Source organism: Candidatus Methylomirabilota bacterium (genome assembly GCA_035315345.1).
Taxonomy (GTDB): domain Bacteria; phylum Methylomirabilota; class Methylomirabilia; order Rokubacteriales; family CSP1-6; genus CAMLFJ01.
The window spans coordinates 43,071-49,070 of sequence record DATFYA010000119.1 but is presented as its reverse complement, the minus strand read 5'-3'; the positions used below and the strand labels follow the sequence as shown (position 1 = coordinate 49,070).

General features: G+C 64.3%; 5 protein-coding genes. All 5 read right to left on the bottom strand.

The genetic code is table 11. The features are described 5' to 3' along the window. On the bottom strand, positions 1-141 hold a 141-nt coding region (locus tag VKN16_16790; GenBank protein ID HME95866.1), incomplete at its 3' end, for a prepilin-type N-terminal cleavage/methylation domain-containing protein. A gap of 302 nt (positions 142-443) precedes the next feature. Further along, the gene (locus VKN16_16785) at positions 444-1,841 is read right to left on the bottom strand and encodes a sigma-54 dependent transcriptional regulator (protein HME95865.1); all 1,398 of its coding nucleotides are present in this window, start codon (positions 1,839-1,841) and stop codon (positions 444-446) included. Between the two features lie 79 nt (positions 1,842-1,920). Further along, positions 1,921-3,564, bottom strand: a complete 1,644-nt coding sequence (locus VKN16_16780; protein HME95864.1) for an ATP-binding protein — start codon at positions 3,562-3,564, stop codon at positions 1,921-1,923. Positions 3,565-3,577: 13 nt separating this feature from the next. Continuing rightward, positions 3,578-4,777 (bottom strand): type II secretion system F family protein, encoded by a 1,200-nt coding sequence (locus tag VKN16_16775; GenBank protein HME95863.1) that lies wholly within the window; start codon positions 4,775-4,777, stop codon positions 3,578-3,580. Positions 4,778-4,798: 21 nt separating this feature from the next. Beyond that, positions 4,799-5,929 carry a type IV pilus twitching motility protein PilT gene (locus VKN16_16770; protein ID HME95862.1) on the bottom strand — a complete coding sequence of 377 codons (1,131 nt, stop codon included), beginning with the start codon at positions 5,927-5,929 and terminating at the stop codon, positions 4,799-4,801. Positions 5,930-6,000: the final 71 nt, after the last annotated feature.

Sequence of the window (6,000 nt, the reverse complement as noted above, 5' to 3'; positions counted from 1 at the left end):
CCGGGCGTCGGCCTGGGCCTTGGCCAGCCGGGCGCGCGCCTGGACGTTGGCGTACAGCGGGATAGCGATAGCAGCGAGGATACCGATGATGGCCACGACGATCATCAACTCGATGAGCGTGAAGCCGCGCTGGCTGCCCAGCACCTTCCGATTCCAGAACCTGTTCATTGCGCTTCCTCCCTGATGCGTTTGGCCTTTCGGCCGAGTAGAGAAGTTTAATTGCGTCTGGGAGGGTCCAAGTGCAGGTTCGATGCCAGTGAGGCCTACTGGATTGGTGTCAGAAGGGTGACATCCATTCCAAGGTCACCCGGTGACTCTGAGAACCCTAACTACCTGGAAAAATGACCAATTCCATCAGTTTCGCCTTACTCGGAACCGATGTTCGCTCACCTGTCATGCCTCGGCCGTTATGACAGGCGTCGTTATCATCGCGCCGCGGAATGTCAGTCGTCACCGGGCGCACCACGCTTTGCGAGGCTGTGCTTTTGAAGCTTGTAGCGGAACTGGCGAAAGGTCATCCGCAGCAGATCGGCGGCCTTGGTCTGAACCCCGCCGGTGCGGTCGAGCGCCCGCTGCAGATATCGGCGCTCAAGGTCATCGAGGGTCGCCTCGAGGTCGAGGCCGTCTTCCGGGATGTCCATCATCTCGGGCCCTCGTGTGGGCCGTTCGCGCCGAACCGATTCGGGCAGGGCCTCCGCGCCCAGCATGTCACCACCGCCCAGGACGATCGCCCGCTCCAGCACGTTCTCGAGCTCGCGGATATTGCCGGGCCAGTGATAGCGCTCCAGGACCGCCAGCGCCTCCGGAGTGACGCCCTTGACGTCCTTGCTGAGATCTTTGCTGAACTTCTGTAGGAAGTGCGCGATGAGCAGCGGGATGTCCTCGCGGCGCTCCCGGAGGGGCGGTAGGTGGATCGGGAGCACATTAAGGCGATAGAACAGATCCTCGCGCATGATCCCGTCTCGAACCGCGGTCTCCAGATCGCGATTGGACGCGGCGATGAGCCGGACGTCCGTCTTGACGTCACGGGTATCACCGACGCGCCGGATCTCGCGCACCTGGATGGCGCGCAGCAGCTTCACCTGCAGCAAGGCGGGGATCTCGGTGATCTCGTCGAGGAAGAGCGTGCCCCCCTCGGCGGCCGAGAAGAGGCCGACCTTGTTGGCCACCGCGCCGGTGAAGGCCCCCTTTACGTGGCCGAACAGCTCGGATTCCATCAATCCTTCCGGGATCGCGCCACAGTTCACCGAGACGAATGGCTTATCGCGCCGGTGACTGTTGAAGTGAATCGCCCGCGCCACCAGCTCCTTGCCGGTGCCGCTCTCTCCCGTGATCATGACGGTCGAGGGACTGTCCGCGATCTTGCGGATGGTGTCGAACATCTCCACCATTCGCGCGCTCTTGCCGATGATGTTCTCGAAGCGATGCTGCGTCTCGAGCTGCTTTCGCAGGTACTGGTTCTCGGCGCGCAGCTGCTTCCGCTCGAGCGCGTTCTTGATGATGAGGTTGACTTCGTCGAGCTTGAACGGCTTCGTGATGTAGTCGTAGGCTCCCAGCTTCATGGCCTCTACCGCGGTCTCGGTCGAGGCCATCGCGGTAACCATGACGACTGCGGTATCCGGGGAAAGGTCCTTGGCGGATCGGAGGACCTGAAGCCCATCCACCTTCGGCATGCGCAAGTCGGTGATGATCGCATCGAAGGACTCGCGGCGTATCGCCTCGACGGCGGCCGCGCCCCCTTCGGCTAGGGTCACGTCGTAGCCCGCCTTCTGCAGGGTGATGGCCAGCAAGTCCCGCATGCTCTTCTCGTCGTCCACCACCAGAACCCGTGCCTCGCTCATGTCTGCCTCGTCTCGCGGGACCGGCGTTCGGCCCTCTGCGTCTGCGTGTGCTGACGTTTGCGTCTCGTGATGCGGCCGCTCATCCCTGGGTCGCCCCGTCGGGCGACGGCAAGATCAGAATGAACGTGGTGCCGTCGCCCACCCGGCTGCGAACCTCGATGGAGCCGCCGTGCTCCTCCACCACCCGATAGACTAGCGCGAGACCGATTCCACTTCCTTCAGGTTTGGTCGAGAAGAATGGCTCGAAGATGTGCGGCAGGTCGCTGTCCGAGATGCCCTGGCCGGTGTCCGCGATACAGATCTGGAGACGGCCTCCGCGCTCGCGAAGGGAACGGGCACTGACCCGCAGTTCACCGCCTTCCGGCATCGCCTGCACCGCGTTCAGGCAGAGGTTCCACACGGCCTGGCGAAGGCGCTGAGGATCGGCTCGGGTGGGCAGGGTGTCGCCGTATTCGCGGACCACCTTCAGACTCGCGGGGAGGGTGCGGTGCTCGATCAGGAGCAGGACCTCGTCGAGAATCTCGGCCATGTTGATCTCGAGCGGCACCATCGGTGCCGGCCGAGCGTACTCGAGGAAATCGCCGACGATCTGATTGAGCCGGGCCGACTCCCGCAGGACGATCTCCACCAGCTGGCCACGAGTATGATCCGGCGGCAGGTCGCGGGCCAGGGCTTCCACCGCTCCGGAGATGGAAGCGAGCGGATTCCGGATCTCGTGAGCCATGTTGGCGGAGAGCCGGCCGACCGCGGCCAGCCGATCCGACTGCCGCACCCGCTGCTCCATCAGCTTGATGCTGGAGAGATCCTGGCAGACGCCGATGAGTCCGGCCACGTCGCCGGTGCCCGATCGAAGCGAACGGAACGAGATGCCCACGGGCACCTCGTGTCCGTCTCGCCGGCGCAGAGGGAACTCGTACCGAGGTGCCGGCTCGGTACCCTCGGACACCGCGCGACGAGCCTCCTCCAGATTGACGCCGCGGCCGAAGATGGCCTCCCACGGCTGGTCCACCGCCTCGGCGGCCCGTATTCCGGTGATGGATTCGGCCGCGCGGTTGAACGCGGTGACTCGTCCCGCCGGATCCACCGCGACCAGGCCGGATCCGACCGATTCGAAGATCAAGTCACGGAAGGCCTGGAGATCCGACAGATGCTTTCGCTGGTTCTCCATGTCCTGGTGCAGCTCGTGATACTGCCCGGCGAGGGCCCCGGCCAGCACCGCGACGACCAGGAGCACGCCGGCGTTCATGAAAACGGTCAGAATCTCGACGGTGGTGTTCTCCCCCGGAATCCCGATGTCCAGGACCGGCAGGATCGTGCGCCCGAGCACCGGCAAGACGTACAGGAGACTGCAGATCACTGCGACCACCAGGCCGCCGGCGCGTGACAGTACCAGGCAGGACCCCACCACCAGCACGACGTACAAGGGAATGAACACGGACCGCGGTCCACCGCTTGCGGTCACGATGCCGGTGATGAGCAGCGCGTCCAGGCTGAACTGGAACCAGGCGATCCGGTCCGGACGGATGCCGCGGCGGTCGGCCAGGGGAAGCACGAGGCCGGCCGCTGCGACACCCAGCACCATGATCGCGAAGGGGCCAAAGGCGTAGGGAAACGCGTCAGTGATCCGGAGCAGCGCTCCGACCGCCAGGACGATGACGGCCGTGAGCAGCCGCGCCCGGTTCAGCCCCCAGAGGGACGACCGGAGCGTCTGCGACTTGGGCAACCTCGCTCTCGGGCTACTTGACCAGCGTGACCAGTTTGAAGATCGGCAGATACATGGCCACGACGAGGCCGCCGACGACCACGCCGAGGAACACGATCATGATCGGCTCCAGCAAGGAGGTGAGCGTGCTCACCGCGGTGTCGACCTCATCGTCGTAAAAGTCGGCGATCTTGCTCAACATGGCATCGAGCGCACCGGTCTGCTCACCGACCGAGATCATCTGGGTGACCATCGGGGGAAATACCCCGGAGCTCCGTAGCGGCTCCGCGAGGGTCTTACCTTCGGTGACCGCGGCGCGGCACTGCAGGACCGCCTTCTCGACGACCTTGTTCCCCGCCGTTCGAGCGGTGATGCGAAGACCATCGAGGATCGGCACGCCCGACTGCACCAGGGTGCCCAGGGTGCGGGTGAACCGAGCGACCGCGACCTTGCGAACCAGCGTGCCGAAGACCGGAAGCTTCAGCATGAGAGCATCGATGGTCGCCCGCCCGTTCTCCGTTCGATAGTAGGAGCGGAAGGCCAGGATGCAGCCGATCATGCCCGCGATGATGAGGAGGATATAGGTGCGAACGAACGTCGAGAGCCAGAGGACGACCTTGGTGGGAAGTGGGAGATCGGCGCCGAGGTCCTGGAACATCTGGGCAAACGTCGGGATCACGAAGGTCAGCATGAAGATGACCACCATGACCGCGACCCCGATGATGGCGGCCGGATACACCATCGCCGCCTTGACCTTGCGCTTCAGAGCCGCCGCCTTCTCGATGTAGGCGGCGAGACGCTGCAGGACCACGTCGAGGATACCGCCCGCCTCGCCGACCTCGACGAGGTTGGTGAACAGATCATCGAACGTTCGCGGATGGCGTCGGAGAGCGTCCGCCAGCGTGGATCCCGCCTCCACCTGGCGGGCGACCTGTCCGGTCACCCCCCTCAGGGTCTTGGATTCACTCTGCTCGGCGAGAATGTTCAGGCACTGCACGAGCGGAAGACCCGCGTCGATCATGGTGGAGAACTGGCGGGTGAAGATCGCCATCTCCTTGTCCTTGACCTTGCCCCCGAACTTGAAGGCGATCTTCGGGGCGGACTTCTCCGAGATCTTGGTGACGAGAATGGCGCGTCGGCGCAGCTCCCCGACTGCGGCGGAGCGGTCGGACGCCTCGATCTCACCGTTCTGCACGCCACTCGCGGTGCGACCTTGATAGACGAAGACAGCCATCGCGTGAGCCTCCTCGGTGGTCTACCGTCTGCCGAATGGAGAGCTGCCGGCGCCCGCCGCGGCGGCCGGCGCCCCGGACGCCACCCCCGCGGAACCGAGCAGACCCGCCAGCTCCTCGGGCAGCGTGCTGCGGTTCAGCGCCTCTTCTCGGGAGATGCGGCGCTTCTGTACGAGCTCGGCGAGCGACTGATTCATGGTCTGCATGCCGAACTTCTGCCCAGCCTGCATCGCGGAATAGATCTGATGGATCTTCTCCTCGCGGATGAGGTTCCGGATGGCCGGCGTCGCGACCATGATCTCGAGCGACATGGCTCGACCGCGCCCGTCCGCGGTTGGAATCAGCTGCTGAGAGAGCACCCCTTCCAGGACCAGCGAGAGCTGCGCCCGTACCTGAGCCTGCTGGCTCGTGGGGAACACGTCGATGATCCGGTTGATGGTCTGGGCGCAGGAGTTCGTATGCAGCGTGCCCAGGGTCAGGTGACCGGTCTCCGCGATGGTCAGCGCCGCCGAGATCGTCTCGAGATCGCGCATCTCACCGACCAGCACCACGTCCGGATCCTCTCGAAGGATGGACTTCAGCGCGTTCTTGAACGAGTGGGTGTCCGAGAATACCTCGCGCTGGTTCACCATGCACTTCTTGTGCTGATGGACGAACTCGATGGGATCCTCGATCGTGATGATGTGCTCCGCCCGCTCGGAGTTGACCTTGTCGACCATCGCGGCCAGAGTGGTCGACTTGCCGGAGCCGGTCGGGCCGGTCACGAGGATCAACCCCTTCGGGCGATCGGCCATTTGCTCCACGATGGCGGGCAGCCCCAGCTCGTCGAAGCCGCGAATCTTGACGGGGATGACGCGAATCGCGCACGCGACTGCCCCTCGTTGCCGATACACGTTGCACCGGAAGCGGGCCAATCCCTGAATGCCGAACGAGAGGTCCAGCTCGTTCTCTTCCTCGAACTTTTGCTTCTGACCTTCATTCAGCACGCTGTACGCCAGGCGCTGCGTGTCCGTCGGCGTCAGCATCTCGAACTGAGAGAGCGCCGTGAGCTTGCCGTGCAGCCGGATCTGCGGATGCGTCCCGGTGGTGATGTGCAGGTCGGAGGCCCCACGTTCGATCATCAAGGTCAGCAGGTCGTGCATCGTCGCGGCCATTGGTAGCCTTGAGCCTCCTTTAAGGCTTGAGAGAAGGGTTGCCCCTAGTGCCCCTCAAACCCGCATGCAAC

Coding starts and splice junctions, on each gene's coding strand:
- VKN16_16775 (HME95863.1), bottom strand. CDS start 4,777: ATGGCTGTCTTCGTCTATCAAGGTCGCACCGCGAGTGGCGTGCAGAAC.
- VKN16_16770 (HME95862.1), bottom strand. CDS start 5,929: ATGGCCGCGACGATGCACGACCTGCTGACCTTGATGATCGAACGTGGG.
- VKN16_16785 (HME95865.1), bottom strand. CDS start 1,841: ATGAGCGAGGCACGGGTTCTGGTGGTGGACGACGAGAAGAGCATGCGG.